Origin of the sequence: Burkholderia sp. MS455, assembly GCF_016899445.1 — a bacterium.
GTDB lineage: Bacteria > Pseudomonadota > Gammaproteobacteria > Burkholderiales > Burkholderiaceae > Burkholderia > Burkholderia pyrrocinia_C.
Map to the genome: position 1 here is coordinate 2,800,524 of NZ_CP041779.1, position 25,068 is coordinate 2,825,591.

Here is a 25,068-nt window from a genome sequence, read left to right on the forward strand (position 1 = left end):
GTTACTGCGCGCGCCGCTCGAGCACCGCGGCGAAGAAGCCGTCGGTCGCGTGACGGTGCGGCCACAACGACAGGTAGTCGCCCGTCTCGAGTTCGATGCGCTGGTCGGCCAGCACCTTCTGTGCAGGCACCAGCACGAACTCGGGATGGTCGGCCAGGAACTGCTCGACGATGCGCTCGTTCTCGGCGTCGAGCACGCTGCAGGTCGCGTAGACGAGCCGGCCGCCCTTCTTCACGAGGCGCGCGGCGCTCGCGAGAATCGACGCCTGCTTCGGCGCCAGTTCGTCGATCGCCGTGCGCGTCTGGCGCCACTTCAGGTCCGGATTGCGGCGCAGCGTGCCGAGGCCGCTGCACGGCGCGTCGACCAGCACGCGGTCGATCTTGCCGGCGAGCCGCTTGATCTTCGCGTCGTGCTCGCTGTCGATCAGCACCGGGTTCACGTTCGACAGCCCGCTGCGCGCGAGGCGCGGCTTCAGCTTCGCAAGGCGCTTTTCCGACACGTCGAACGCATAGAGGCGCCCGGTCGAGCGCATCATCGCGCCCAGCGCGAGCGTCTTGCCGCCCGCGCCCGCGCAGAAATCGACGACCATCTCGCCGCGGCGCGGCGCGACCAGCGAGCACAGCAACTGGCTGCCTTCGTCCTGCACCTCGATCTCGCCTTCCTCGAACAGCTTCAGGCGCGTCAGCGCCGGCTTGCCGACCACGCGCACGCCGAACGGCGCGAACGGCGTCGCACCCGCATCGATGCCGTTCGCGCGCAGCGCGTCGATCACCTGGTCGCGGGTCGCCTTCTGCGCGTTGGCGCGCAGGTCGAGCGGCGCCGGGTAGTTCAGCGCGGCGGCAAGCTGCGCGAGCTCCTCGGCATCGAAACGTGCCGACAGCGCCTGGTGGATCCAGTCCGGCAGGTTCGTGCGCACGCGCACCGGCAGGCTCGCGGGATCGATCTTCGATACGTGCTCGAGCCATGCGGACTCGGTGTCGGACAAAAACGGCTTCAGCGCATTGCGGCCGGCCGTCTGCATCAGGCCGAGCAGCGTGAGGCGCCGCGCGGGCGTGCCCGTGCCGCTCTCGGCGAGATGCGAAAACTCCATCTTCCGGCGCAGCACCGCGAACACGGCCTCGGCGATCACGCCGCGCTCGGCATGTCCGAGCTTCGGGTGCGCGCGGAAGAACCGGCTCGTCGTCGCGTCGGCGGGGCCGGCGAACTTCAGCACCTCGGCCAGCAAAGTCTCGGTCTGGCCGATCAGGAATCCGTGCAGCTTCATACGCCCTCACTCGTTTCGGTATGCGGTTGATCCGCGAAAATCCAGCGCGCCTCTTCCGGCGCCACCACTGCCCGGCCGTTCTCGAGGCGCAAACGCCCGTCGACGAACCAGCGCACCGCGCGCGGATACAGCACATGCTCGACCGTCAGCACGCGCCGCGCGAGCGCGGCCGCGTCGTCGCCCGCGCGCACCGGCACCGCGCCCTGCGCGACGATCGCACCGCTGTCGAGCTCGGGAATCACGAAGTGCACGCTCGCGCCGTGCAGCGCGACACCCGCGTCCAGCGCCTGCTGGTGCGTGTGGATGCCCTTGAAGCTCGGCAGCAGCGACGGGTGAATGTTCAGCAGCCGGCCTTCGTATCGTCTGACGAATGCCGGCGTGAGGATGCGCATGAAGCCCGCGAGGATCACGAGATCGGGGGCAAAGCGGTCGATCTCGGCGGCGAGCGCCGCGTCGAAGCTGTCGCGGCCGTCGAATGACCGGTGGTCGACCACCGCGGTCGCCACCCCGTGCGACGCGGCAAAAGCCAGGCCGGCCGCATCGGGCCGGTTGGCGATCACGGCAGCAACCTCGGCCGGCCAGCGTTCCTGCGCGCACGCGCGGACGATGGCCTCCATGTTGCTGCCGCGACCGGAAATCAGGATCACGAGTTTTTTCATCCGAGAATTTTACCATTCGCCCCCGCGTTTCCCGCCTTCTCGGCCGCCGGCCCGCCCGAACGTTTATAATCTTCTGCTTTGCGGCATCCCACCGCTCATTCCCCGACGCTGCATCCGCTATCGTGAAAGTCTTCCGCGGCCTGCCCAACGCCGAGAGCCGCGCCCCGTGCGCGCTGACGATCGGCAACTTCGACGGTGTCCATCGCGGCCACCAGGCCCTGCTCGCGCGCGTGCGCGCGGCAGCGGACGCGCGCGGCCTGCCCGTGTGCGTGATGACTTTCGAGCCGCACCCGCGCGAATTCTTCAACCCGGCCGGCGCGCCGCCGCGCATCGCGATGCTGCGCGACAAGCTCGAGGCGCTGCGCGAGCACGGCGTCGACCGCGTGGTCGTCGAGCACTTCAATCACACGTTCGCGAGCCAGTCGCCGCAGGCGTTCGTCGAGCGCACGCTGGTGAACGGGCTGCACACGCGCTGGATGATGGTCGGCGACGATTTCTGCTACGGCGCGAAGCGCGCGGGCACCTTCGACACGCTGAAGGCGGCCGGCGAGCAATACGGCTTCGAAGTCGAGCAGATGGGCACGGTGGCCGGCAGCGACGGCACGCGCATCTCGAGCTCGGGCGTGCGCGCCGCGCTCGCGGCCGGCGATCTCGACGCGGCCGCGCGGGCGCTCGGCCACGGTTATGCGATCAGCGGCCACGTCGCGCACGGGCTGAAGCTCGGCCGCGACCTCGGCTTCCCGACGCTGAACTTGCCTATTGCGCACAAGCGGCCGGCGCTCGCAGGCATCTTCGTCGTGCAGGTGCACGGCCTCGGCCCCGACCCGCTGCCGGGCGTCGCGAGCCTCGGCCTGCGTCCGACCGTCGACGATTCGGGCCGCGTGCTGCTCGAAGTCCATCTGCTCGACTGGCACGGCGATGCGTACGGCAAGCTCATCCGAGTCGAATTCCTGAAGAAGCTGCGCGACGAAGCGAAATTCGACGATCTCGAGGCGCTGTCGCGCGCGATCGCACTGGACGTCGCGAATGCGCGCGCGTATTTCGTCGAGCGCGATCGTGCGCCGGGCAGCCGCGCAACGGGCTTCTCGACGTCGGCAACCGACCGAATTAGCTGATCCGGACGGCGGCGCCCCGCGCCGCACCCACGCGCCGCACAGTCGCGCGCATACCCGATTCACGACGCACGAGCGTCCCCCGATTTGATAGCGATCCCATCATGAGCAACAAGAAAGCCGATTCGAAACCGCAGGCCAAGTATCCGGTCAACCTGCTCGACACGCCGTTCCCGATGCGCGGCGACCTGCCCAAGCGCGAGCCGCAATGGGTCAAGGAATGGGAAGAGCGCGGCATCTACGACAAGATCCGCGCGGCCAGCAAGGGCCGGCCGAAGTTCATCCTGCACGACGGCCCGCCGTATGCGAACGGCGACATCCACCTCGGCCACGCCGTCAACAAGATCCTGAAGGACATCGTCGTCAAGTCGCGCAACATGGCCGGCTTCGACGCGCCGTACGTGCCGGGCTGGGATTGCCACGGGATGCCGATCGAGATCCAGATCGAGAAGCAGTTCGGCAAGTCGCTGCCGGCGGCCGAAGTGATGAGCAAGGCGCGCGCATACGCGACCGAGCAGATCGAGAAGCAGAAGGTCGGCTTCAAGCGCCTCGGCGTGCTCGGCGACTGGGCCAACCCGTACAAGACGATGAACTTCGTCAACGAGGCGGAAGAGATCCGCGCGCTCGGCAAGATCATCGAGAAGGGTTATGTGTATCGCGGGCTGAAGCCGGTGAACTGGTGCTTCGACTGCGGCTCGGCGCTCGCCGAAGCGGAAGTCGAGTACAAGGACCGCACCGATCCGACGATCGACGTGATGTTCGCGTTCGCGGAACCGGAAAAGACCGCGCAGGCGTTCGGCCTGCCGGCACTGCCGCGCGCCGAAGGCGGCATCGTGATCTGGACCACCACGCCGTGGACGATTCCCGCGAACCAGGCGCTGAACCTCCATCCGGAAATCGTCTACGCGCTGGTCGACACCGAGCGCGGGCTGCTGATCATCGCGGAAGAACGCGTCGCCGCATGCATGGAGGAATTCAAGCTGACGGGCCGCGTCGTCGCGACCGCGCCGGGCGTGAAGCTCGCGAACCTGCGCTTCCACCACCCGCTCGCACCGGCCCACCCCGGCTACAAGCGCACCGCGCCCGTCTACCTCGGCGACTACGTGACGACCGACACGGGCACCGGCGTCGTGCACTCGTCGCCCGCGTACGGCATCGAGGACTTCATGTCCTGCAAGGCGCACGGGATGACCGATTCGGACTTCATCAACCCGGTGATGGGCGACGGCCGCTATATCGAATCGCTGCCGCTATTCGGCGGCCTGTCGATCTGGGATGCGAACCCGAAGATCGTCGACGCGCTGAACGCGGCCGGCTCGCTGCTGCGCAGCGAGAAGTACACGCACAGCTACATGCACTGCTGGCGCCACAAGACGCCGATCATCTATCGCGCGACGTCGCAGTGGTTCGCCGGCATGGACGTCACGCCGCGCGCCGGCGGCAAGACGCTGCGCGAAACGGCGCTCGAAGGCGTCGACGCGACCGCGTTCTACCCGTCGTGGGGCAAGCAGCGCCTGTTCAGCATGATCGCAAACCGTCCCGACTGGACGCTGTCGCGCCAGCGCCAGTGGGGCGTGCCGATGGCGTTCTTCGTTCACAAGGAAACCGGCGAGCTGCACCCGCGCACGCTCGAACTGCTCGAGGAAGTCGCGAAGCGCGTCGAGCAGTCGGGCATCGAGGCGTGGCAGACGCTCGATCCGCGCGAGCTGATCGGCGACGACGCGAACCTGTACGAAAAGAACCGCGACACGCTCGACGTGTGGTTCGACTCGGGCACGACGCACTGGCACGTGCTGCGCGGCTCGCACAAGGATCAACTGCAGTTCCCGGCCGACCTGTACCTCGAAGGCTCGGACCAGCATCGCGGCTGGTTCCACTCGTCGCTGCTGACCGCGTCGATGATCGACGGCCGCGCACCGTACAAGGGCCTGCTCACGCACGGCTTCACGGTCGACGGCGAAGGCCGCAAGATGAGCAAGTCGCTCGGCAACGGCGTCGACCCGCATGAAGTCGCGAACCGCCTCGGCGCGGAAATCATCCGCCTGTGGATCGCGTCGACCGACTATTCGGGCGAGCTCGCGATCTCCGAGGAAATCCTGAAGCGCGTGACCGAAGGCTATCGCCGCATCCGCAACACGCTGCGCTTCCTGCTCGCGAACCTGTCGGACTTCGACTACGCGCAGCACGCGGTGCCGGTCGGCGAATGGCTCGAGATCGACCGCTATGCGGTCGCGTTCTCGGCGCAACTGCAGACGGAACTGCTCGGGCATTACGAGAAGTACGAATTCCACCCGGTCGTCGCGAAGCTGCAGACGTACTGCTCGGAAGATCTCGGCGGCTTCTACCTCGACGTGCTGAAGGACCGCCTGTACACGAGCGCGGCCGATTCGCGCGCACGCCGCTCCGCGCAGACGGCGCTGTACCACCTGACGCACGGCCTGCTGCGCGTGCTCGCGCCGTTCCTGTCGTTCACGGCGGAAGAAGCATGGAAGGTGTTCCAGCCGGCCAGCGACACGATCTTCACGGAAACCTACTACGCGTATCCGGAAGTCGCCGGCTCGGCCGCGCTGATCGAGAAGTGGGCGCTGCTGCGCGACGTCCGCGGCAACGTGACGAAGGCGCTCGAGGAAGCGCGCACCGCGAACCGCATCGGTTCGTCGCTGCAGGCCGAAGTGACCGTGCACGCGAGCGGCGCGCGCCACGACGCGCTCACGAGCCTCGGCGAAGACCTGAAGTTCGTGCTGATCACGTCGGCCGCGACGGTCGTCAAGGTCGACGACGAAGCGCAGGAAAGCGTCGACGTGGCCGCGTCGAAGTACCAGAAGTGCGAACGCTGCTGGCACTACCGCGAAGATGTCGGCGCGCACGCCGATCATCCGACGCTGTGCGGCCGCTGCTTCTCGAACCTCTTTGAAAACGGCGAAATCCGGAGCGCTGCTTGACTATGGCGAAAACCCTGTCGAAACCGGCCAGCGGCGCGCTTGCGCCCTGGCTCGGCATTTCGCTGATCGTGATCCTGTTCGATCAACTGTCGAAGATCGCGATCCTGAAAACGTTCGCGTACGGCGCGCAGCATGCGCTGACGTCGTTCTTCAACCTCGTGCTGGTGTACAACCGCGGCGCCGCGTTCGGCTTCCTGTCGACCGCAGGCGGCTGGCAGCGCTGGGCGTTCACCGCGCTCGGGATCGGCGCGACGCTCGTGATCTGCTTCCTGCTGAAGCGCCACGGCCACCAGCGGCTGTTCAGCCTGTCGCTCGCGCTGATCCTCGGCGGCGCACTCGGCAACGTGATCGACCGGCTCGTCTACGGTCACGTGATCGACTTCCTCGATTTCCACCTCGGCGCCTGGCACTTCCCGGCGTTCAACCTCGCCGATTCCGCGATCACGGTCGGCGCGGTGCTGCTGATCTACGACGAACTGCGTCGCGTGCGCGGCTCGCGCTAAGCGCGCATACTCGGCGTCGACGGCCGGCCTCGCGCCGGCCGTCCCGTTTGACCCTTGGAGGCCTGAGTTGGCACACGCAGAACTCGCAGGAAAACACCTCGTTCTCGGCCTGACGGGCGGCATCGCCTGCTACAAGATCGCCGAGCTCACGCGGCTGCTCACGAAGGCCGGCGCGACCGTGCAGGTCGCGATGACCGAAGCCGCCACGCAGTTCATCACGCCCGTCACGATGCAGGCGCTGTCGGGCCGGCCCGTCTACACGAGCCAGTGGGACGCGCGCATCGACAACAACATGGCGCACATCGACCTGTCGCGCGAAGCCGACGCGATCGTGATCGCGCCCGCGTCGACGGATTTCCTCGCGAAGCTCGCGCACGGGTTCGCGGACGACCTGCTGTCGACGCTGTGCGTCGCGCGCGATTGTCCGCTGCTCGTCGTTCCCGCGATGAACCGCCAGATGTGGCAAAACCCGGCCACGCAGCGCAACGTCGCGCAGCTGCGCGCGGACGGCGTGTCGGTGCTCGGCCCGGATTCTGGCGCGCAGGCGTGCGGCGAAGTCGGCGACGGCCGCATGCTCGAACCCGACGCGATCTATGAAGCGATCGTCGCGCACTTCGCGCCGAAGGTGCTCGCGCACCGGCGCGTGCTGATCACGGCCGGCCCGACGTTCGAACCGCTCGACCCGGTGCGCGGCCTCACGAACCGCTCGAGCGGCAAGATGGGCTTCGCGCTCGCGCGCGCCGCGCAGCAGGCCGGCGCCGACGTGCATCTCGTCGCGGGGCCGGTCGCGCTCGACACGCCGTGGGGCGTGACCCGCCAGGACGTGCAGACCGCACAGCAGATGTACGACGCGGTGATGCAAGCGGTTGCCGATGCCGACATCTTCATCGCGGTGGCCGCGGTCGCCGACTGGCGCGTCGACCAGCCTGCCGAGCACAAGATAAAGAAGACGGCCGACCGCAAGATGCCGGCGCTCGCGTTCGTCGAGAACCCCGACATCCTCGCGTCGGTCGCGGCGCTGCCCGATCCGCCGTTCTGCGTCGGGTTCGCGGCCGAAAGCGGCGACCTCGACGTGCACGGCGACGAGAAGCGCAAGCGCAAGAACGTGCCGCTGCTGGTCGGCAACCTCGGCCCGCTGACGTTCGGCCGCGACGACAACGAAGTCGTGCTGTTCGAAGCCGCCGGCCTCACGCGCCTGCCGCGCGCGCCGAAGGACGAACTCGCGCATGCGCTCGTCGCGGAAATCGCGAAGCGCCTGCCCGACAACCACCTGATCTGATCCCCGCGCGGCGGCCCTCGCCGCCGCGCCCTTCCCGACCGCTTCGACGACCGCATGAAACTCGACCTGAAGATTCTCGACGCGCGCATGCGCGACTACCTGCCCGCCTACGCGACCACCGGCAGCGCGGGCCTCGACCTGCGCGCGTGCCTCGACGCGCCGGTCACGCTGCAGCCGGGCGAAACGACGCTCGTGCCGACCGGCCTCGCGATCCACCTCGCCGACCCCGGCTATGCCGCGCTGATCCTGCCGCGCTCGGGCCTCGGCCACAAGCACGGGATCGTGCTCGGCAACCTCGTCGGCCTGATCGACTCCGACTACCAGGGCCAGTTGATGGTCTCGACGTGGAACCGCGGCCAGACCGAGTTCGTGCTGAACCCGTTCGAACGGCTCGCACAGCTCGTGATCGTGCCGGTCGTGCAGGCACAGTTCAACATCGTCGACGACTTCGCTGAAAGCGATCGCGGCGAAGGCGGCTTCGGCAGCACCGGCCGTCACTGAACGACGCAACGCAAAAAAAAGGGCCGCGAGGCCCTTTTTTTCGTTCGCCGTCATTCGCCGGCCGGCTGCGCGATCCGCGCGGGTACCGGTTCGCGCCGCCGCGTCTGCGCGACGCCCGCATAGATCACCATCGCGACCAGCACGCCGAGCAGCACGATCGACGAGCCGACCGTACCGAGCGCGAGCCCGCCCTTCGCGACCGGCTTCGTCAGCAGGTCGCCGACCGTCGCACCGAACGGGCGCGTGAGCACGAACGCGGCCCAGAACAGCAGCACGCCGGAAATCCGCGTGAAATAGTGCGCGAGCACGATCACCGCAAGCAACCCGCCGATCAGCAGCGCGCCGCCGCCGAAGCCGAGGCCCGAGCTGTCCGCGAGGAAATCACCGAGCGCGGTGCCGAGCGTGTTCGAGAACAGGATCGCGATCCAGTACAGCAGTTCGACCTTGCGCGTGCGGATCAGGTCGACCGACAGCGATTCGCCGCTGAGCCGCCAGACCGCGAAGATCGCCAGCAGGATCGCGACGAGGATCGACGAGCCGGCCGCATAACCGAGGCCGAGCGTGCGATCCATGAAGTCGGACATCGTCGTGCCGGCCGTGCTCGTCGCGACGATCACGGCCCAGTAGACCGCCGGGCGATAGCGCGTCGTCTTGAGCTGCGCGCCCAGCGTCACGAGAAAGAAGCCGAACAGCAGGATAGAACTCACCGCATAACCGACGTTCAGCGTCATCGACAGCAAATCGCCGCCAGTTTCGCCGAGCGTCGTCGCGCAGATCTTCATGATCCAGAACGCAAGCGTGATTTCGGGAAGTTTGTTCATTCGAACCCCTTTTTGCAGGAAAGCGGCGAGCCGGCGCGTGCCGGCCCGCGTTGCAGACAGGATCGAATGTAGCCGCCGTCGGCTTAACGGAACCTTAGCGAATGTGAAGAACGGGATGGCCTGCGGGCGCGGTCGTCGTGACCGCGTCGGCGCCGTCAGCGTGCGTGCTGGTGCCGGTAGTGCAGCGCATACGCGAGCGTCAGCAGCACGACGAACACGACGCCGACCACCATCGTCATCCGGAATTCGCGCGTGAACGCGGTCGTGAACAGGATCGCCGCGACGAGTCCCGCGCCGAGCAGGCTGCCGAACGGGTGACCCCACATCCGGAACGCGAGCGCGGGGCCGCGATACCGCAAACGGAAGCGCAGGTGCGTGACGAAGATCATCAGCCATGTGAACAGCGCGCCGAACATCGCGATCGCCATCATCACGGTGAACGCCGTGTCGGGCGCCAGCGCGACCAGCACGGCTGCCACCGCGACGCCGCTCGTCGAGATCCACAGCGCCGCACGCGGCACGCCGTTCGTGCCGAGCCGGCCGAATACCGCGGGGGCGAGCCGTGCGCGCGACAGGCTGAACATCATCCGCGTCGTCACGTAGAGCTGGCTGTTCATCGCCGACAGCGCCGCGATCAGCAGCACGAAGTTGATCACGCCCGCCGCGTACGGTACGTGCGTCGCGGCCATCACCTTCACGAACGGGCTTTCGTCGGTGCCGGCCTGCGTCCACGGCACGATCGCGAGCATCAGCGACAGCGTCAGCAGGTAGAACAGCACGAGCCGGAACACCGTCGAGCGAAACGCGCGCGTGACCGCGTGCTGCGGATCGCGCGCTTCGCCCGCCGCGATCGCGACGGCCTCGATGCTCATGTAGCTGAAGATCGCGACGATCACCGCGACCCAGGTGCCCCACGGCCCCTTCGGCATGAAGCCGTCGTGCGCGGTGTAGTTCGCGAAACCGATACCCGATGCGGCCGGCGCCGACCACACGAGGTACGCGCCGAGCACGATGAACACGACGATCGCCGCGATCTTCAGCAGCGAGAATGCATACTCGACCGAGCCGTACAGCGTGACGCTCGCGAGGTTCACGGCGATCAGCAGCGCGGAGAAGCCGATCACCCAGTACCAGCCGGGCACGGCCGGGAACCAGTACTTCATGAACACGGCGATCGCACTGATCTCGGTGCCGATCGCGAACACGACCGCGAACCAGTACGCATAACGCACCAGAAAGCCCGCGAGCGGGCCGACGTAGTGTTCGGCATACGCGCCGAACGAGCCGGCCGTCGGATGCGCGACGGTCATTTCAGCGAGCGCGCCCATCAGCAGCAGCGCGATCAGCGCGCCGATCGCATAAGACACCAGCACGCTCGGGCCGGCGAGCCCGATCGCGAACCCGCTGCCGAGGAACAGCCCCGTGCCGATCGCGCCGCCGATCGCGATCATCGCCATTTGCCCCGACGTCAGCGCGTGGCGCAACCCTTGTTCGCGCGCGACGATGCTGTCGAACGATCGTTGTTGTTGTGTCACTGCGTTACCACTCCCCTGCACCACCATTGCGCCGCCGGCGCCGGATAAAACGAAACGGCGCGGAGAACTTCCCGCGCCGTTCGCATGAACAACGAATTATCGCTTACTCGACTTCGACCGTCTCTTCGTTCGGCTTGTGCGGCGGATTCGCCAGCTTGTCGAACGACAACTGCACCTTGTCGCTTTCGTCGACGTCGACGGTCACGTGACCGCCGTTGACGAGCTTGCCGAACAGCAGCTCGTCGGCGAGCGCGCGACGGATCGTGTCCTGGATCAGCCGCTGCATCGGCCGCGCGCCCATCAGCGGGTCGAAGCCGTGCTTCGCGAGATGCTTGCGCAATGCGTCGGTGAAGAGCGCGTCGACCTTCTTCTCGTGCAGCTGTTCCTCGAGCTGGATCAGGAACTTGTCGACCACGCGCATGATGATTTCCTCATCGAGCGAGCGGAAGCTGATGATCGAATCCAGGCGGTTGCGGAACTCCGGCGTGAACAGGCGCTTGATGTCGGTCATCTCGTCGCCCGTTTCGCGGCGCGTCGTGAAGCCGATCGTCGCCTTCTGCATCGACTCGGCGCCCGCGTTCGTCGTCATGATGATGATGACGTTGCGGAAATCCGCCTTGCGGCCATTGTTGTCCGTCAGCGTGCCGTGGTCCATCACCTGCAGCAGCACGTTGTAGATGTCCGGATGCGCCTTCTCGATTTCGTCGAGCAGCAGCACGCAATGCGGCTTCTTCGTGACGGCTTCGGTCAGCAGCCCGCCCTGGTCGAACCCGACATAGCCCGGCGGCGCGCCGATCAGGCGGCTCACCGCATGACGCTCCATATACTCCGACATGTCGAAACGGATCAGCTCGATGCCGAGCGTGAACGCGAGCTGGCGCGCCACTTCGGTCTTGCCGACGCCCGTCGGGCCGGAGAACAGGAACGCACCGATCGGCTTGTCCATCTTGCCGAGGCCCGCGCGCGCCATCTTGATCGATGCCGCCAGCGCGTCGATCGCCGGATCCTGGCCGAACACGACGCTCTTCAGGTCGCGATCGAGCGTCTGCAGCTTGCTCCGGTCGTCCTGCGACACGCTCTGCGGCGGCACGCGCGCGATCTTCGAGATGATTTCCTCGATCTCGCTCTTGCCGATCGTCTTCTTCTGCTTCGACTTCGGCAGGATGCGCTGCGCGGCGCCCGCTTCGTCGATCACGTCGATCGCCTTGTCCGGCAGGTGACGGTCGGTGATGAAGCGCGCCGACAGTTCGGCCGCGGCCGACAGCGCACCCGACGAATACTTGACGCCGTGATGCTCCTCGAAGCGCGACTTCAGCCCGCGCAGGATCGCGACCGTCTGCTCGACGGTCGGCTCGCTCACGTCGACCTTCTGGAAGCGCCGCGACAGCGCCGCATCCTTCTCGAAGATGCCGCGATACTCGGTGAACGTGGTCGCGCCGATGCACTTGAGCGTGCCCGACGACAGCGCCGGCTTCAGCAGGTTCGACGCATCGAGCGTGCCGCCCGACGCGGCGCCCGCGCCGATCAGCGTATGGATTTCGTCGATGAACAGGATCGCGTGCGGGCGCTCCTTCAGTTCCTTCAGCACCGTCTTCAGGCGCTGCTCGAAATCGCCGCGATACTTGGTTCCCGCGAGCAACGCGCCCATGTCGAGCGAATAGACCTGCGCATTCGCGAGGATGTCGGGCACTTCGCCGCGCGTGATGCGATAGGCGAGCCCTTCCGCGATCGCGGTCTTGCCGACGCCGGCCTCGCCGACGAGCAGCGGATTGTTCTTGCGGCGGCGGCACAGCACCTGCACGACGCGCTCGACCTCGGGCTCGCGCCCGATCAGCGGATCGATGCGGCCGTCCTTCGCCATCTGGTTCAGGTTCTGCGTGAACTGCGCGAGCGGCGTTTCCTTCTGCGCATTCGCGTCTTCGCTTTCCGCGTTCGCATCGGTCGACTTCGCGGCCTCGCCGTTGTTCGTCTTCGCGATGCCGTGCGAAATGAAGTTCACGACGTCGAGGCGCGTGACGCCCTGCTGCTGCAGGTAGTACACCGCGTGCGAATCCTTCTCGCCGAAGATCGCGACCAGCACGTTCGCGCCGGTCACTTCCTTCTTGCCGTTCGACGTCGACTGCACGTGCATGATCGCGCGCTGGATCACGCGCTGGAAACCGAGCGTCGGTTGCGTATCGACGTCGTCGGTGCCCGGGACGGTAGGCGTGTTGTCGTGGATGAAATTGCGCAGGTTCTGACGCAGATCCTCGATGTTTGCCGCGCACGCGCGCAACACCTCGGCTGCCGTCGGATTATCCAGCAGGGCCAGCAGCAGATGCTCGACCGTAATGAACTCATGGCGCGCCTGGCGTGCTTCCATGAACGCCATGTGCAGGCTGACTTCCAATTCCTGGGCAATCATGCTTCCTCCATCACGCACTGCAGCGGATGCCCGGCCTGCCGCGCATGGGTAACGACTTGCTCAACCTTGGTCGACGCGATGTCCCGCGTATAGACCCCACAAACCCCTCGCCCTTCGCGATGGACCTTCAGCATGATCTGCGTGGCCGTCTCGCGATCCTTCTTGAAATACTCCTGGACGACCATCACGACGAATTCCATCGGCGTGAAGTCGTCGTTCAGCAGCACCACCTTGTACATCGAAGGCGGCTTGAGCTTCTGCTGCTTGCGTTCCAGGACGGTACTGTCCTGCTTGTCCGGGATAATCGCCATACACCCATTCTAAACAACTCGGACAGGCCCGCAATCCTGCCATTACCCGACCGACCGGCCGGCGCCCTCCCCGGTATCCCGGAACACGCGATCTTCTTCGTGCCATACGAAAGCCGGCTGCGGTGCCGGCTTTCACGCGTGGCGCGGAACACGAACCGTCAGGGGGAACCGCACCGGAACGTCGTATCCGCATCCAGTATCCCACAAGCCGGGACGACTCGAACGCGTGTCACTCGAGCCTGGTATATGAGCCGATTATGCGGCTTTTCAAGTCCTCGCGCTTGGCCGCATGCTGCGAAGCAAAGCCGGAAAAACCCTGAAAATGGGTTCTTTACAACGGCCCTCCATACGTCTAAAAATTCCTCTTGACACTCCAATAAAGAGCGCCAACAATCAAGCTGGCACTTTTTTCAAATCGCCGGTTGGTGAAATGAAAGAGGCCGAGGTGAGCTTGTGAGGGGGGAACGGCTGCATTTTCCGGTCGTTTAGCTTTTCGAGCGTGCTCGTGGTAAGTAGCAGCGACTGTGTGACAGGGGAAGTAGGTATGGCAACTGGTATCGTTAAGTGGTTCAACGACGCGAAGGGCTTCGGTTTCATCACTCCCGACGAGGGCGGTGAGGATCTGTTTGCGCACTTCTCGGCTATCACCATGAATGGCTTCAAGACGCTGAAGGAAGGCCAGAAGGTGAGCTTTGACGTCGTTCAAGGACCGAAGGGCAAGCAAGCGTCGAACATCCAGGCCGCATAAAGGCATCGGATATCGGACGAAGAAACCCGGCGCATTGCGCCGGGTTTCTTTTTTTTCAGGCCGGCCCATCGATAATCGATTGACCGGCCTTTTCGTTCAATCCCGATAATTGAACATGCATTGTCTTGTCACGCATGCAGATCGAATACCTATCCGGCATGTGAAACATATTCACCGTTTCGTTACACGACCTTCAGCGTGCCCATCATGCCGAGATCCTCGTGTTCGAGAATGTGGCAATGAAACATGCGCTCGCCGGGCATGTCTTGCGTGACGAGAATCGTCACGGTTTCGCCGCTGCGCACATTCACGGTATCGCGCCATGCGCGCAATGGTTCGCTCGAGCGCGAGCCGCCCGACGCGCGCTCGGTCACCTGAAACTGCGTGCCGTGCAGGTGGAACGGGTGATCCATGTCGGTGGTATTGCGAATCTCCCACCGCTCGACGTCGCCGCGACGGCTCGTCAGCGTCGCGCGGTGCGGCGCGTAGGTTTCGCCGTTGATCGTGAAGCGCATGCCCGCCGGGCGGCCGTGCGCCGCGCCCTTCATCATCGCGTCCATGTCCATTTCTTCGCCGAACTCGACCGTCTTGTGCGCAACCGGTTCGCCCAGCAGCGGCACCGCGCGCAGCACGGCGGGCAGCGCGCGCGCCTCGGCGGGCGCAAACGCGACATCGGCCAGCGCCAGCGCCGGATCGGGCGGCAGGCTGCCGTGGCCGTCGTCGTGCGACATCGCCATCTTGCGCCGGTCGTATTCGGCCGCCTGCAGCACCGCGCGCGACGCACGATCGCCGGCGCGCACCAGCAACTCCGCGCGCTCGCCCGGCGCAATCAGCAGCGACGTCACGCGGCGCGGTGCGTCGAACAGCCCGCCGTCGGTGCCCGCGTGCTCGAACGCACGACCGTCGTCGAACGCGACGCGCAGGTAGCGCGCGCTGCACGCATTCCATACCCGCCAACGCTCGTCGCCGGCGACGTCGATCCGCGGTCGGCGTGCGCCGTTGACCAGCACGAACTGACCTTCACGGCCGTTCATCCAGTCCATCATGTCGTTCGGTGCAATCGTGCCGTCGCGCGCAAGCTTCAGGTCCGACACGAACAGGTTGCGCTCGGGCCAGCCGGCGAGCGGGTCGTCCGCGGCGCGCACGACGAACGGGCCGGCCAGCCCGCGATACACCTGCTCGGCCGTCATCATGTGCGGATGCGGGTGGTACCAGTAGGTACCGGCGCTGCCCTTCGGCAACGTGAAGCGGTACACGCGCGACGCGCCGGGCGCGACCGGATCGGACGGATTGCCGTCCTGGTCCGGCGGCACGGGCAGCCCGTGCCAGTGGATCGTCGACGGCTGCGGCAGTTTGTTCACGAACCGGATCTCGACCGTGTCGCCCTCGCGCACGTCGATCAGCGGGCCGACGACGGGGCCCTGCGTGCCCGCGCCGAACTGCCAGAAGGTGGTCGGCCGCGCACCGTGCAGCATCGGCCGCGCAACGGGCTGCGCCACCAGCGTGGCCCGGAACGTGCCGGGCTCGCGGCTTTCGTTCGCGAGCGTGCGCAACGTCGCGAGCGGCGCGCCGGCCGGCAGCGCGTCGGCGGCCGCGAGCGCGGCCGGCGCGGGCTTGACGTGCTGCGCGTGACCCGACATCCCTGACATGCCGGGCATGTCGTCCATCGAATCCATGCCGGCCATGCCCTCATGACCGGCATGCTGCGCCCACGCGGTGCGCGCGAACAGCGACGCGGCCGCGACACCGATGGCGCGCGACAAGAAGGTTCTCCGTATCATCAATCGTTCCTCGTTATCCATGCTGCGTCGCGCGGCAGCCGCGACGCCCGCGCCGGCCGGCTCGAATGCCGATGCGCGACGCGAAACCTGATGCCCGCGTCATCATAACCGCGAGCCCGATCGAAACGCGCCGCCGCCGGTCGGGCGACAATACGCGGCAGCGCGCGGCGCTGCCGCACCGAATTCGATACGCATCGGCCGGCATCATCGAGCAGCGCTGTACGCCGGTTCACCGGCGACCGCCTCCGCCACTCATCCGCTCCGATTACGGACTCCTGGCCACCGCTTGGCGCCTGCCGTTCGTCCCTGCATTGCCGCTCGCCGCGTCATCCCCCGCGAAACCGCAAATATTTCACGATGCGGAACAAGTCTCTGCGTTGTAAAAATTCTTGGTGCAGGGCACAAATTTCCTGTTTCGCGATGCCAAAAAACGTTCCGCAATACAAAACGACAGAAATAACGCAATGTTTTTAAACGGGATTTTTTGTTTCGAGAAGCCGTTCTACACGCGCCATCCGACCGGGTCGCGGACGTAGACTTTGTTCCATGCACTGACGCTTCGCCACGACGTTCGATACGGAACCCGGCACAAGCAGCCAGTCGGGCCATGGCCGGCCGAGCCGGCAGGCGGCACAACAGAATCGCATGTGATCAGAAAGGGAGAACGGAAATGAAGGGATTTCGCTTTGGTTCAGCGCTCGGGTCGTTCTACATCCTGCCGGGTAACGGCGGCTGGGAAGCGACGTTCGGCAACGCCCTGCTCGGCGCGTTCTCGTGCCCCGAAGTGGCAGCCGACCACATCTCCCGCGGCGACTGCCCGCAACTGTCCGACATGGACACGGCGACGCTCGAAGTACCGCACGAAATCGCCGAGTGGGAAATCGTTCACGTCTGAATGGCAAGCCTGCAACGAAAAACGCCCCGGCGTCCGGGGCGTTTTTTCTTTTGCGTGGAGCGGCGGACGGTGAAACCCGCCGCGCCGACTCCCGCGCTGGCCCGCGCGATTGCGCGGCCGGCGTCAGGCGACCGCGTCGACGATGCCGTTCAGCGTCGCGCTCGGGCGCATCGCCTGGCTCGTCAGATCGACGTTCGGACGGTAGTAGCCGCCGATGGCCTGCGGCTTGCCCTGCGCGGCCGCCAGTTCTTCCAGGATGCGCGCTTCGCTGCCGGACAGCGCCTTCGCCACGCCTTCGAACTGCGCCTTCAGCGCGGCGTCCTCGGTCTGCTCGGCGAGCGCCTGCGCCCAGTACAGGCACAGGTAGAAGTGGCTGCCGCGGTTGTCGAGGCCGCCGACCTTGCGCGCCGGCGACTTGTTCTCGTCCAGGAACTTGCCGGTCGCCTGGTCGAGCGTCTTCGCGAGCACGACCGCCTTCGGGTTCTGGTACGCGTGGCCGAGGTGTTCGAGCGACGCTGCCAGCGCGAGGAATTCGCCGAGCGAATCCCAGCGCAGGAAGCCTTCCTCGACGAACTGCTGCACGTGCTTCGGCGCGGAACCGCCCGCACCCGTCTCGAACATCCCGCCACCGGCCATCAGCGGCACGATCGACAGCATCTTCGCGCTGGTGCCGAGCTCCATGATCGGGAACAGGTCGGTCAGGTAGTCGCGCAGCACATTGCCGGTGACCGAGATCGTGTCCTTGCCCGCGCGGATACGCTCGAGCGAGAAGCGGGTTGCGTCTTCCGGCGTCATGATGCGGATGTCGAGGCCGTTCGTGTCGTGATCCTTCAGGTAGCGTTCGACCTTCGCGATGATCTGCGCATCGTGCGCGCGCGCCGGATCGAGCCAGAACACGGCCGGTACGCCGGTCGCGCGGGCGCGGTTCACCGCGAGCTTGACCCAGTCCTGCACCGGCGCGTCCTTCGTCTGGCACATGCGCCAGATGTCGCCCGACTCGACCGCATGCTCGAGCAGCACGTTGCCGGCTTCATCGGTGACGCGCACGACGCCGTCCGAAGGAATCTGGAACGTCTTGTCGTGCGAACCGTATTCTTCGGCCGCCTGCGCCATCAGGCCGACGTTCGGCACGCTGCCCATCGTGACCGGATCGAATGCGCCGTGCTGCTTGCAGTCCTCGATCACGGCCTGGTAGACGCCCGCGTAGCAGCGGTCCGGGATCACGGCCTTCGCGTCGTACAGCTCGCCGTCCGGGCCCCACATGCAGCCCGACTCGCGGATCATCGCCGGCATCGACGCGTCGACGATCACGTCGCTCGGCACGTGCAGGTTCGTGATGCCCTTGTCCGAGTTGACCATCGCGAGGCGCGGGCGCACCGCGTATTCGGCCTTGACGTCGGCTTCGATCGCTTCGCGCGTGTCGGCCGGCAGGTCCTTCAGGCGCGCGTACAGATCGCCGATCCCGTTGTTCGGGTTGAAACCGACCTGCGCCAGCACGTCCGCGTGCTTCGCGAGCGCGTCGCGGTAGAACACCGACACGAAATGGCCGAACAGGATCGGATCGGAGACCTTCATCATGGTCGCCTTCAGGTGCACCGAGAACAGCACGCCCTGCGCCTTCGCATCGGCGATCTGCGCTTCGATGAAGCTGCGCAGCGCGTTGCGGCTCATCACCGATGCGTCGATGACTTCACCGGCCTTCACGGCCGTCTTTTCCTTCAGCACCTTCCTCGCGCCGTCGGTCGTCGTGAGTTCGATCTTCACGCTGCCGGCATCGGCGATCAGCGCCGACTTCTCGCTGCCGTAGAAGTCGCCTTCGCTCATGTGCGCGACGTGCGCCTTCGACGTGGCCTGCCACGCACCCATCTTGTGCGGATGCTTGCGGGCGTAGTTCTTGACCGACAGCGGCGCGCGGCGGTCGGAGTTGCCTTCGCGCAGCACCGGGTTCACCGCGCTGCCCTTGATCTTGTCGTAGCGGGCCTTGACGGCCTTTTCCTCGTCGGTCGACGGGTCTTCCGGATAAGCCGGCAGCTTGTAGCCCTGCGCCTGCAGTTCGGCGATCGCGGCCTTGAGCTGCGGCACCGACGCGCTGATGTTCGGCAGCTTGATGATGTTCGCTTCCGGCTTCAGCGTGAGCTGGCCCAGCTCCGCCAGATCGTCGGAACCCTTCTGCTCCGGCGGCAGGATGTCTGCGAATGCCGCGACGATGCGGCCGGCGAGCGAGATGTCGCGCGTTTCGACGGCGACGCCGGACGAACGCGTGAAGGCCTTGACGATCGGCAGCAGCGAATAGGTCGCGAGCGCGGGCGCTTCGTCGGTGAGGGTATAGATGATCTTGGGCGAAGTGGACATGGTCGATGCGTTGCTACGTGAATATTGGAACTGAAGATCGCCGGCGATAACCGGCGGAGGGGCGACCGGATCGGTCGCGAATGGGGCCGCGCCGGCTCAGCCGGGCGGTGGTATTGCGAGGGCCGTCATGTTCTACCTTGCAGGGCATCCGGGCCGCATCGCGGCGCCGCGGCCCGCATGCCGGACCGCCCTGCCAACAAACCTGCCATCCACGAAACGCCCCGGCGCCGGCAGTAGGCGCCGGGGCGGCCGGAAACGCTCCGGCCCACCCCGGAAGGGGACTTACATGTTCTCGATCAGCACTTCGCCGAAGCCCGAGCACGACACCTGCGTCGCGCCTTCCATCAGGCGCGCGAAGTCGTACGTGACGCGCTTCTGCAGGATCGACTTCTCCATCGACGCGATGATCGTGTCGGCCGCTTCCGTCCAGCCGAGATGGCGCAGCATCATTTCCGCCGACAGGATCTCGGAACCCGGGTTCACGTAATCCTTGCCCGCGTACTTCGGCGCGGTACCGTGCGTCGCCTCGAACATCGCGACCGAATCCGACAGGTTCGCGCCCGGCGCGATCCCGATGCCGCCGACCTGCGCGGCCAGCGCGTCGGAGATGTAGTCGCCGTTCAGGTTCAGCGTCGCGATCACGTCGTATTCGGCCGGACGCAGCAGGATCTGCTGCAGGAACGCGTCGGCGATCGAATCCTTGATCACGATCTCGTTGCCCGTCTTCGGGTTCTTCACGCGCATCCACGGGCCGCCGTCGATCAGCTCGCCGCCGAACTCCTTCTGCGCCAGCGCGTAGCCGGCGTCACGGAACAGGCCTTCCGTGAACTTCATGATGTTGCCCTTGTGCACCAGCGTGACCGACTTGCGATCGTTGTCGATCGCGTACTGGATCGCCTTGCGCGCGAGGCGCTCGGTGCCTTCGGTCGACACGGGCTTGACGCCGATCCCCGAGGTTTCCGGGAAGCGGATCTTCTTCACCCCCATCTCGTCCTGCAGGAACTTGATCACCTTCTTCGCCTGCTCGGAACCCGCGGCCCATTCGATGCCCGCGTAGATGTCTTCCGAGTTCTCGCGGAAGATCACCATGTCGATCTTTTGCGGCTCGCGCACCGGCGACGGCACGCCCTTGAAGTACTGGACCGGGCGCAGGCACACGTACAGGTCGAGTTCCTGGCGCAGCGCGACGTTCAGCGAGCGGATGCCGCCGCCGACCGGGGTCGTGAGCGGCCCCTTGATCGACACCACGTATTCCTTCAGCACCTGCAGCGTTTCGTCCGGGAGCCACACGTCCGGACCGTACACCTTCGTCGCCTTCTCGCCCGCGAAAATCTCCATCCAGTGGATCTTGCGCTTGCCCTTGTAGGCATGCGCGACCGCCGCATCGACGACCTTGATCATGACCGGCGTGATATCGAAGCCCGTACCGTCGCCTTCGATATAGGGAATGATCGGCTGATCGGAAACGTTGAGCGAGAAGTCCTTGTTGACGGTGATCTTGTCACCGCCTTCCGGAACCTTGATGTGCTGATACGGCATGATCGACTCCAGTGACGTGGCTGAGCAGGTGATGCTGGTCGAAGCTGCGCGCGCGACGGGGGCGCGGCATGGCCACCCCGTGACGGCAACAGCGAGCCGCTATTCTAGCGCCCCAACCGGGCACTTCGGCATGAAGCGCGGCACTGCGTATCAAGACCTCACTTATGTCTTATATAAGACAGAGGACTTGCCGTTCCGTATTATGCATTAAGATTCCGCCATTTGCCATAGACCGCCCTGCCCGCTTGCTGCGGCCCGCCGGGCGGGCGCCCCGCCATGAACCTGATCGCCCTCAACAAGCCGTTCGGCACGATTTGCCAGTTTTCCGCGCACGAGACGCGGCCGTCGCTAGGCGACTGGGTAAAAACGCCCGGTGTCTATGCAGCCGGCCGGCTCGACGCGGACAGCGAGGGTTTGCTGCTGCTCACCGACGACGGCGCACTGCAGGCGCGCATCGCGGAGCCGCGCCACAAGCTCGTCAAGCGCTACTGGGCGCAGGTCGAAGGTGCGCCCGGCCCCGCCGACCTGAAGGCGCTCGCGCGCGGCGTCGATCTTGGCGACTACGTGACGCGCCCATGCCGCGCCGAATTCATCGAGCCACCCGACGCGCTGTGGCCGCGCAATCCGCCGATCCGCTATCGTGCCGCGATCCCGACCACGTGGATCGAGCTCGCGATCACCGAAGGCAAGAATCGGCAGGTGCGCCGGATGACGGCGGCCGTCGGCTTCCCGACGTTGCGTCTGGTGCGCGTCGGCATCGGCGCGCTGGATATATTCGCGCTCGGCATTGCACCGGGCGAAACAATCGCACTGCCGCCGCGCGCGCCGTGGGACGGTTTCGCGCCCGCCGGATAACGGATTCGGGACGCACGATTTTTTTCGTCGTCTGTTTCGTCAACCACCTGCAAAGATCGCGCGTTAAACCACGCAGATGCCACTCTGAGCTATCCGGTATCGGCAGCCGAACGTGTTTGCGTCACGAAAGCGACGTCTTTTTCGAATACGATTCGGCGCCCGCAGCGCAATGAGAAATTTCTCGAAGCGTCTGTCAACCGAAAGGTGGATGGCACCGTTAGACGTCATGACTCCTATGCCGGGTCATTTGGTTAATTAACTAAAGCTGAGGAACACAACATGAACAAACTGATCGCCGCTCTGGTCGCTGGTCTCTTCGCAACGGCTGCTTTCGCACAAGCTTCGGCTCCGGCCGCTCCGGCTGCTGCTGCTCCGGCAGAAGCTGCTTCGGCACCGGCTAAGAAGGCAACGCACAAGAAGCACCACGCAGCGAAGAAGCACCACGCTGCGAAGAAGGCAGCTAGCGAAGCCGAAGCCCCGGCAGCTGCTTCGAACTAAGCAAGCAAGTTGTAATAACGCAGTCAAGAACACGCAGTCTTGCCGTTCTTACGGCGTTGAAAGGCAGATCACCGCAAGGCGATCTGCCTTTTTCTTTTTTGTGCCCGCCGGCGCGCATCGCGTACCATGCGGGTCTCGTTTTCCAGATAGGAGCCTTGCTGTGCAATTCTCCCTGCGCTCGTCGCTCGGCCGCCTTGCGCGCGCCGCCGTGTTTCCCGCCGCGCTCGCCGTCCTCGCGCTCGGCATGCAGGCCGCCAGCGCGCAGATGCCGCCCGGCGCCAAGCAGCCGAGCGAGTTCCCGCACGTGAAGCTGCGCGCCGGCATGTACGTGATCGACGCGGCCGTCGCCGCAAACGACGCCGACCGCGAACAGGGGCTGATGTACCGTTCGCAGCTCGCGCCGAACGAAGGCATGCTGTTCGTGTTCAACGAGAATGCCGTGCACTGCTTCTGGATGAAGAACACGCTGATCCCGCTGTCGATCGCGTTCATCCGCGCGGACGGCACGATCACCGACATCGACGAGATGAAGGCAGAGACGACCGACAACCACTGCCCGCGCAACAACGGCGTCTATGCGCTCGAAATGAGCAAGGGCTGGTTCGCCGCGAAGGGCATCAAGCCCGGCATGAAGCTCGAAGGCCTGCCGAAGGCCCAGTAACGGCGGTCCGCGGCCTCGCGCCGTGCCCCGACCGAAGCCGGCTGCCCGTTGCGCGCCGGCTTTTTTTTCGCCGGCGGCCGACGCTGCCCGGCTTGATTCCGCCGGCGCTGGCCGCATCTGCAAAAGCCACGCGCAAGCGCTATGCTTTAAGTCTCGCTTGTTCCAAACCCGGGCCGGCCCAGCCTGCCCGCTTACGATCCGAACCACCAGGAGGTTCACGTGCCCCGCAAAACCCCCATCGAGCGCTATCGCAATATCGGGATCAGCGCTCACATCGATGCCGGCAAGACCACGACGACCGAGCGCATCCTGTTTTATACCGGCGTGAGCCACAAGATCGGTGAAGTGCACGACGGCGCGGCCACGATGGACTGGATGGAGCAGGAGCAGGAACGCGGCATCACGATCACGTCGGCGGCGACCACGGCCTTCTGGAAAGGCATGGCCGGCAACTATCCGGAACACCGGATCAACATCATCGATACCCCGGGCCACGTCGACTTCACGATCGAGGTCGAACGCTCGATGCGCGTGCTCGACGGCGCGTGCATGGTCTACGACTCGGTCGGCGGCGTGCAGCCGCAGTCCGAAACCGTGTGGCGCCAGGCGAACAAGTACAAGGTGCCGCGCATCGCGTTCGTCAACAAGATGGACCGCGTCGGCGCCGATTTCTTCCGCGTGCAGCGGCAGATCGGCGAGCGCCTGAAGGGCGTCGCCGTGCCGATCCAGATTCCGGTCGGCGCGGAAGATCATTTCCAGGGCGTCGTCGATCTCGTGAAGATGAAGGCGATCGTCTGGGACGACGAAAGCCAGGGCGTGAAGTTCTCGTACGAGGAGATCCCCGCGAATCTCGTCGAGCTCGCGCACGAATGGCGCGAGAAGATGGTCGAGGCCGCGGCGGAAGCGAGCGAGGAACTGCTCGAGAAGTACCTGCACGACCATGAATCGCTGACCGAGGACGAGATCAAGGCCGCGCTGCGCAAGCGCACGATCGCGAACGAGATCGTGCCGATGCTGTGCGGCAGCGCGTTCAAGAACAAGGGCGTGCAGGCGATGCTCGACGCGGTGATCGACTACCTGCCGTCGCCGGTCGACGTGCCTGCGATCCTCGGCCACGACTTCGCCGATCCGGAAAAGCCGGCGGAACGTCATCCGAGCGACGATGAGCCGTTCTCGTCGCTCGCGTTCAAGATCATGACCGACCCGTTCGTCGGCCAGCTGATCTTCTTCCGCGTGTATTCGGGCGTCGTCGAATCCGGCGACACGGTGCTCAACGCGACGAAGGACAAGAAGGAACGGCTCGGCCGGATCCTGCAGATGCACGCGAACGAACGCAAGGAGATCAAGGAAGTGCGCGCGGGCGACATCGCGGCGGCCGTCGGCCTGAAGGAAGCGACGACGGGCGACACGCTGTGCGATCCGACCAAGCCGATCATCCTCGAGAAGATGGAATTCCCGGAGCCGGTGATCTCGCAGGCCGTCGAGCCGAAGACGAAGGCCGACCAGGAAAAGATGGGCCTCGCGCTGAACCGCCTCGCGCAGGAAGACCCGTCGTTCCGCGTGCAGACGGACGAAGAGTCCGGCCAGACGATCATTTCGGGGATGGGCGAGCTGCACCTCGAAATCCTGGTCGACCGGATGAAGCGCGAGTTCGGCGTCGAAGCGACGGTCGGCAAGCCGCAGGTCGCGTATCGCGAGACGGTGCGCACGACCGCGTCCGACGTCGAGGGCAAGTTCGTCAAGCAGTCGGGCGGCCGCGGCCAGTACGGCCATGCGGTGATCACGCTCGAGCCGAACCCGGGCAAGGGCTACGAGTTCCTCGACGAGATCAAGGGCGGCGTGATTCCGCGCGAATTCATCCCGGCCGTCGACAAGGGCATCACCGAAACGCTGAAGAGCGGCGTGCTCGCGGGCTACCCGGTCGTCGACGTGAAGGTGCACCTGACGTTCGGCTCGTACCACGACGTCGACTCGAACGAAAACGCGTTCCGGATGGCCGGCTCGATGGCGTTCAAGGAAGCGATGCGCCGCGCGAAGCCCGTGCTGCTCGAGCCGATGATGGCCGTCGAGGTCGAGACGCCCGAGGACTTCATGGGCAACGTGATGGGCGACCTGTCGAGCCGGCGCGGCATCGTGCAGGGGATGGAGGACATCGCGGGCGGCGGCGGCAAGCTCGTGCGCGCCGAAGTGCCGCTCGCGGAGATGTTCGGCTATTCGACATCGCTGCGTTCGGCCACGCAGGGCCGCGCGACGTACTCGATGGAGTTCAAGCACTACGCGGAAACGCCGGCCAACGTATCGGAAGGCGTGATCAACGCGAAGACGAAGTAACGCGCCGGGCGCTTGCGCCCTGCCGCATCGTGCAAAGCCCGTCCGGTTGCGCCGGACGGGCTTTTTTTCCGATGCGC

General features: G+C 65.7%; 21 protein-coding genes. 12 read left to right on the forward strand and 9 right to left on the reverse strand.

The window, feature by feature from the left end; translation table 11 throughout:
• Position 1: 1 nt before the first annotated feature.
• A complete protein-coding gene (locus FPJ27_RS32025) occupies positions 2 to 1,264 on the reverse strand; it encodes an RsmB/NOP family class I SAM-dependent RNA methyltransferase (protein ID WP_072444887.1) in 1,263 nt (420 codons plus the stop codon).
• Entirely contained in the window at positions 1,261 to 1,923 is a 663-nt protein-coding gene (gene purN, locus FPJ27_RS32030; RefSeq protein WP_034178818.1) for a phosphoribosylglycinamide formyltransferase, read from the reverse strand. The genes FPJ27_RS32025 and purN overlap by 4 nt, the downstream gene beginning before the upstream one ends.
• A gap of 122 nt (positions 1,924 to 2,045) precedes the next feature.
• Here purN and FPJ27_RS32035 point away from each other — a divergent pair, with 122 nt between their 5' ends.
• From FPJ27_RS32035 to dut, 5 genes are all read left to right on the forward strand, one after another.
• A complete protein-coding gene (locus FPJ27_RS32035; RefSeq protein WP_204424236.1) occupies positions 2,046 to 3,038 on the forward strand; it encodes a bifunctional riboflavin kinase/FAD synthetase in 993 nt (330 codons plus the stop codon).
• Positions 3,039 to 3,139: 101 nt separating this feature from the next.
• Entirely contained in the window at positions 3,140 to 5,977 is a 2,838-nt protein-coding gene (ileS, locus tag FPJ27_RS32040; RefSeq protein ID WP_204424238.1) for an isoleucine--tRNA ligase, read from the forward strand.
• Between the two features lie 2 nt (positions 5,978 to 5,979).
• Positions 5,980 to 6,480, forward strand: coding sequence for a signal peptidase II (gene lspA / locus FPJ27_RS32045; RefSeq protein WP_034178821.1), 501 nt, complete (start codon positions 5,980 to 5,982; stop codon positions 6,478 to 6,480).
• Between the two features lie 67 nt (positions 6,481 to 6,547).
• Entirely contained in the window at positions 6,548 to 7,759 is a 1,212-nt protein-coding gene (gene coaBC / locus FPJ27_RS32050) for a bifunctional phosphopantothenoylcysteine decarboxylase/phosphopantothenate--cysteine ligase CoaBC (RefSeq protein ID WP_204424246.1), read from the forward strand.
• 54 nt (positions 7,760 to 7,813) lie between these two features.
• Positions 7,814 to 8,260 carry a dUTP diphosphatase gene (gene dut / locus FPJ27_RS32055; RefSeq protein ID WP_021160741.1) on the forward strand — a complete coding sequence of 149 codons (447 nt, stop codon included), beginning with the start codon at positions 7,814 to 7,816 and terminating at the stop codon, positions 8,258 to 8,260.
• Positions 8,261 to 8,310: 50 nt separating this feature from the next.
• Here the strand turns inward: dut and FPJ27_RS32060 are convergent, their stop codons facing one another.
• The 4 genes from FPJ27_RS32060 to clpS form a co-directional block, all read right to left on the reverse strand.
• Positions 8,311 to 9,081 (reverse strand): hypothetical protein, encoded by a 771-nt coding sequence (locus FPJ27_RS32060; protein WP_204424249.1) that lies wholly within the window; start codon positions 9,079 to 9,081, stop codon positions 8,311 to 8,313.
• A gap of 155 nt (positions 9,082 to 9,236) precedes the next feature.
• On the reverse strand, positions 9,237 to 10,616 hold the full coding sequence (locus FPJ27_RS32065) for an amino acid permease (RefSeq protein ID WP_072444900.1): 1,380 nt from the start codon (positions 10,614 to 10,616) through the stop codon (positions 9,237 to 9,239).
• A gap of 103 nt (positions 10,617 to 10,719) precedes the next feature.
• Complete coding sequence (clpA, locus tag FPJ27_RS32070) at positions 10,720 to 13,020, reverse strand: ATP-dependent Clp protease ATP-binding subunit ClpA (protein WP_072444902.1); 2,301 nt, start codon at positions 13,018 to 13,020, stop codon at positions 10,720 to 10,722.
• Positions 13,017 to 13,331, reverse strand: a complete 315-nt coding sequence (gene clpS / locus FPJ27_RS32075; RefSeq protein WP_006398529.1) for an ATP-dependent Clp protease adapter ClpS — start codon at positions 13,329 to 13,331, stop codon at positions 13,017 to 13,019. The genes clpA and clpS overlap by 4 nt, the downstream gene beginning before the upstream one ends.
• A gap of 544 nt (positions 13,332 to 13,875) precedes the next feature.
• Between clpS and FPJ27_RS32080 the strand changes: the two genes are divergently transcribed.
• Positions 13,876 to 14,079, forward strand: a complete 204-nt coding sequence (locus FPJ27_RS32080) for a cold-shock protein (protein ID WP_006478030.1) — start codon at positions 13,876 to 13,878, stop codon at positions 14,077 to 14,079.
• Between the two features lie 182 nt (positions 14,080 to 14,261).
• Here the strand turns inward: FPJ27_RS32080 and FPJ27_RS32085 are convergent, their stop codons facing one another.
• Complete coding sequence (locus FPJ27_RS32085; protein ID WP_204424251.1) at positions 14,262 to 15,860, reverse strand: multicopper oxidase family protein; 1,599 nt, start codon at positions 15,858 to 15,860, stop codon at positions 14,262 to 14,264.
• Positions 15,861 to 15,931: 71 nt separating this feature from the next.
• On the opposite strand from FPJ27_RS32085, the gene FPJ27_RS32090 reads away from it, so the two are divergent.
• Together FPJ27_RS32090 and FPJ27_RS32095 are read left to right on the forward strand one after the other, a co-directional pair.
• Positions 15,932 to 16,243: a hypothetical protein gene (locus tag FPJ27_RS32090; protein WP_204424254.1), complete on the forward strand. Its 312-nt coding sequence runs from the start codon at positions 15,932 to 15,934 to the stop codon at positions 16,241 to 16,243.
• 287 nt (positions 16,244 to 16,530) lie between these two features.
• Complete coding sequence (locus FPJ27_RS32095; protein ID WP_034178827.1) at positions 16,531 to 16,755, forward strand: hypothetical protein; 225 nt, start codon at positions 16,531 to 16,533, stop codon at positions 16,753 to 16,755.
• A 123-nt stretch (positions 16,756 to 16,878) separates the two neighbouring features.
• Here the strand turns inward: FPJ27_RS32095 and FPJ27_RS32100 are convergent, their stop codons facing one another.
• Together FPJ27_RS32100 and icd are read right to left on the reverse strand one after the other, a co-directional pair.
• Entirely contained in the window at positions 16,879 to 19,107 is a 2,229-nt protein-coding gene (locus tag FPJ27_RS32100) for an NADP-dependent isocitrate dehydrogenase (RefSeq protein WP_204424256.1), read from the reverse strand.
• Positions 19,108 to 19,389: 282 nt separating this feature from the next.
• Positions 19,390 to 20,646 carry an NADP-dependent isocitrate dehydrogenase gene (gene icd, locus FPJ27_RS32105; protein ID WP_204424258.1) on the reverse strand — a complete coding sequence of 419 codons (1,257 nt, stop codon included), beginning with the start codon at positions 20,644 to 20,646 and terminating at the stop codon, positions 19,390 to 19,392.
• A 276-nt stretch (positions 20,647 to 20,922) separates the two neighbouring features.
• Here icd and FPJ27_RS32110 point away from each other — a divergent pair, with 276 nt between their 5' ends.
• The 4 genes from FPJ27_RS32110 to fusA all read left to right on the forward strand — a co-directional run bounded on the left by FPJ27_RS32110 (position 20,923) and on the right by fusA (position 24,991).
• Positions 20,923 to 21,501, forward strand: coding sequence for a pseudouridine synthase (locus FPJ27_RS32110; protein WP_034178831.1), 579 nt, complete (start codon positions 20,923 to 20,925; stop codon positions 21,499 to 21,501).
• 279 nt (positions 21,502 to 21,780) lie between these two features.
• Entirely contained in the window at positions 21,781 to 21,999 is a 219-nt protein-coding gene (locus tag FPJ27_RS32115; protein ID WP_072444916.1) for a hypothetical protein, read from the forward strand.
• 160 nt (positions 22,000 to 22,159) lie between these two features.
• Positions 22,160 to 22,660 (forward strand): DUF192 domain-containing protein, encoded by a 501-nt coding sequence (locus FPJ27_RS32120; protein WP_034178832.1) that lies wholly within the window; start codon positions 22,160 to 22,162, stop codon positions 22,658 to 22,660.
• Positions 22,661 to 22,879: 219 nt separating this feature from the next.
• Positions 22,880 to 24,991: an elongation factor G gene (fusA, locus tag FPJ27_RS32125; RefSeq protein WP_034178833.1), complete on the forward strand. Its 2,112-nt coding sequence runs from the start codon at positions 22,880 to 22,882 to the stop codon at positions 24,989 to 24,991.
• Positions 24,992 to 25,068: the final 77 nt, after the last annotated feature.

Excerpts from the sequence above, each read along its gene's own strand:
- purN (WP_034178818.1), bottom strand. The coding sequence starts at position 1,923 with ATGAAAAAACTCGTGATCCTGATTTCCGGTCGCGGCAGCAACATGGAG.
- FPJ27_RS32025 (WP_072444887.1), bottom strand. The coding sequence starts at position 1,264 with ATGAAGCTGCACGGATTCCTGATCGGCCAGACCGAGACTTTGCTGGCC.
- lspA (WP_034178821.1), top strand. The coding sequence starts at position 5,980 with ATGGCGAAAACCCTGTCGAAACCGGCCAGCGGCGCGCTTGCGCCCTGG.
- FPJ27_RS32085 (WP_204424251.1), bottom strand. The coding sequence starts at position 15,860 with ATGATACGGAGAACCTTCTTGTCGCGCGCCATCGGTGTCGCGGCCGCG.
- dut (WP_021160741.1), top strand. The coding sequence starts at position 7,814 with ATGAAACTCGACCTGAAGATTCTCGACGCGCGCATGCGCGACTACCTG.
- FPJ27_RS32110 (WP_034178831.1), top strand. The coding sequence starts at position 20,923 with ATGAACCTGATCGCCCTCAACAAGCCGTTCGGCACGATTTGCCAGTTT.
- FPJ27_RS32060 (WP_204424249.1), bottom strand. The coding sequence starts at position 9,081 with ATGAACAAACTTCCCGAAATCACGCTTGCGTTCTGGATCATGAAGATC.
- clpA (WP_072444902.1), bottom strand. The coding sequence starts at position 13,020 with ATGATTGCCCAGGAATTGGAAGTCAGCCTGCACATGGCGTTCATGGAA.
- FPJ27_RS32090 (WP_204424254.1), top strand. The coding sequence starts at position 15,932 with ATGCGCGACGCGAAACCTGATGCCCGCGTCATCATAACCGCGAGCCCG.
- FPJ27_RS32080 (WP_006478030.1), top strand. The coding sequence starts at position 13,876 with ATGGCAACTGGTATCGTTAAGTGGTTCAACGACGCGAAGGGCTTCGGT.
- FPJ27_RS32100 (WP_204424256.1), bottom strand. The coding sequence starts at position 19,107 with ATGTCCACTTCGCCCAAGATCATCTATACCCTCACCGACGAAGCGCCC.
- ileS (WP_204424238.1), top strand. The coding sequence starts at position 3,140 with ATGAGCAACAAGAAAGCCGATTCGAAACCGCAGGCCAAGTATCCGGTC.
- FPJ27_RS32115 (WP_072444916.1), top strand. The coding sequence starts at position 21,781 with ATGAACAAACTGATCGCCGCTCTGGTCGCTGGTCTCTTCGCAACGGCT.
- FPJ27_RS32095 (WP_034178827.1), top strand. The coding sequence starts at position 16,531 with ATGAAGGGATTTCGCTTTGGTTCAGCGCTCGGGTCGTTCTACATCCTG.
- clpS (WP_006398529.1), bottom strand. The coding sequence starts at position 13,331 with ATGGCGATTATCCCGGACAAGCAGGACAGTACCGTCCTGGAACGCAAG.
- icd (WP_204424258.1), bottom strand. The coding sequence starts at position 20,646 with ATGCCGTATCAGCACATCAAGGTTCCGGAAGGCGGTGACAAGATCACC.